Source organism: uncultured Shewanella sp. (assembly GCF_947491715.1).
Taxonomy (GTDB): Bacteria; Pseudomonadota; Gammaproteobacteria; order Enterobacterales; family Shewanellaceae; genus Shewanella.
In genome coordinates, this window is the sequence record NZ_CANLKR010000082.1 from 1 (window position 1) to 2,382 (window position 2,382).

The following is a 2,382-nucleotide window of genomic DNA, read 5'->3' on the forward strand; positions in this document are numbered from 1 at the left end:
TGGCGAGTGACGCGTTCAACGGATTTAATAGAACAATTGGACTCACAGTGGGTGTGGGATGAGAGCGACTTATTAACAGAAGTTAAGCGTGACATGGTGAGCGGTGAAAAATCACAAGTACGCATTAATTATAATAATTTAGGGTTTCAAACACAGGTAATGGGCCCAGCTCCGGCTTCTCAATTTAATGATGCGCCCATATCTACACGTCAGTACGATGAAGGGATAGCACCTTTGGTAATCAGAGCTTGGAACAATGCCGATTTTTCTGGAGCGCCACAGGATGTCGGGACTGGGCAACTCGATTTTGATTTAAACACATTATCTTATTTTACCCCAAGCAATGAAGGCTGGTCAGCCTTAATGAGTACGGTTTTCATCTCGCCAGTGAGCGGTGACATTGCGTTGCAGGGGACGTTATCTGAGTCGACAGGTCATTTCCAATTGTTAGTCAATGACGCTGAAGTGATTGATGGGTCGACAGTGGTGTTATCGAATGTCGTTGCAGGAGATGCAATCCCACTGAATATTCTTGTGTCAGGCAGTGATAGTCCCAGTGGGGCATTAACGCTTGAGTATACCACAGATGGTGAGCATGCTAGTGGCTGGCAAGGCATAACGGCCATGCAATTAACACCAGGTTTAGGTTTAGTGACCTCTGAAAGTAATAGTGAGCAATTATCGAGTAATGGGGGAATGACGACGTTAATGACAACACGCCAATATCAAGACCCTATGTTGGGGAACGTATTGAGTGTGCAAACGGAAGGTAACCAACTGTCATTGACTTATGATGATGTGGGAGAGTTTGGGCGTTTAAAGAGACAAGCATTGAATTCGGGGCTTGGAACGGATTTTACCTATTATGGTGCCTATGACTCAACGGGGGGACCCAGTGGATTTTGCTCGGGGTTTGACGCGCAAGGCAGTGCGGGACAATTGGCCAGTTTACAGATAGATTCTGCTGGTAAAGGGCCGATGACAATGCAGTATGCCTATGATAGAGCTGGGGTTAAAATTGGTGAGCAATCCAGCGATGGTGTGCAGGTCTGTTACGACTATGATGAACGTTATCGGTTAAGTAACATGACGGTGAGTCAAGGGGGGGACACGCTTAAAAGTATCAAGATGGGTTATCATTTTTCTGGTAGCGAGCTAGTGCAGTTAATGGAGAGCAATATTGCTGCCGACAATACGAGCAGTCAACGTTTATCGCAAGTTGATTTAAGAGGTCAGTTAACGCGCAGTCAAGATGAATGGGGCAGTGTGTTAACGCAGGAGATGGATTTAGCGGGACAAACATTGACACGAAAAGTTTCCGGTATGCCCGAAGTGGGCGAAGAGTGGAGTGTTGAGCTTGTTTTCACCTTAGATGATGCAGGAAGGCCCCTTACGATAACCCGAAGCAATAATGATGGTACGTTACAAACCCTTGCAAGTATGAGCTATCAATCAGGCGAATTGAGCAGCGTTGATTATGGTAATGACAGTCAAGTGGTGTTTACTCGTAACGCTTATTCTCAGGTAGATTATGGGCAATGGTCACTGCCTAATGGGGGCAAGATAACGGATTACCGATTAATGGCACCAACGGGGCGTGTGTTAGAAGAGACATTGACACACTTTGATGGCAAGACTGCGGTGTTTAAACACAGTTATGACAGGCAGTTACGCTTGATATCCACGGGGCTATCGGGCACGCAGGCCGCGTTAGGTTCGTCAGGGTATCAGTGGCAATATGATTTTGATAAAGGGCAAGCGGGTAAAGATGGAGCGGTGACTCAAGAGCTTATTTCATACCCTGATGGCAGTAAAGAGCAGCGAGACTTTAGCTATCATAATGCGGATGGGGTGACAGGGGTGGCATCCCAGTTATGGCCAGAGGGTGATGAGACTGATGATGCGCTGACAAACAAGAGTTTGCAGGTCAATTATGATGAGAGTGGTTATGCAATGACCTCAGTTGAGCGAGCCGATGGCGCGACATTGTCACTAAATTATGATGAGAAAAATGATTTAATTCAGGCTGATGATAACTTAGGTAATCAAGTGATTTATACCCGAGATGCTCAAGGTCACGTGCTAGCGAAACAATCAAGTCTTGATGGTGTGGACAGCATGTTGTTATACAGTTTAATGGGCCTAAGCTTAGGTCAAAATCGTACGCCCCTTGTGCAAACGATAGCGTTACCCGGCGGGGCCGTGGTGTCAATGATGATGGATGAGTCCCGTCAAAACTGGGGGTATAACTCATTACAAGGCCATCGCTTGTTTGCTCTTGATGTGACAGAGGATGAGACGCTGGTGAGTGATATGAGCTTATTCAGTCCTTACGGTGAGCGTTTAGGTGGCAGTAATACCAATATGGAAGGGGCGCCTAAT

The 2,382-nt window shown here is 46.4% G+C and carries 1 protein-coding gene; it reads left to right on the plus strand.

What is annotated here, in order from left to right; all coding sequences use genetic code 11:
- Positions 1 to 2,382: hypothetical protein (locus Q0779_RS23545; protein ID WP_298776690.1), on the plus strand; the 2,382-nt coding region annotated here is incomplete at both ends.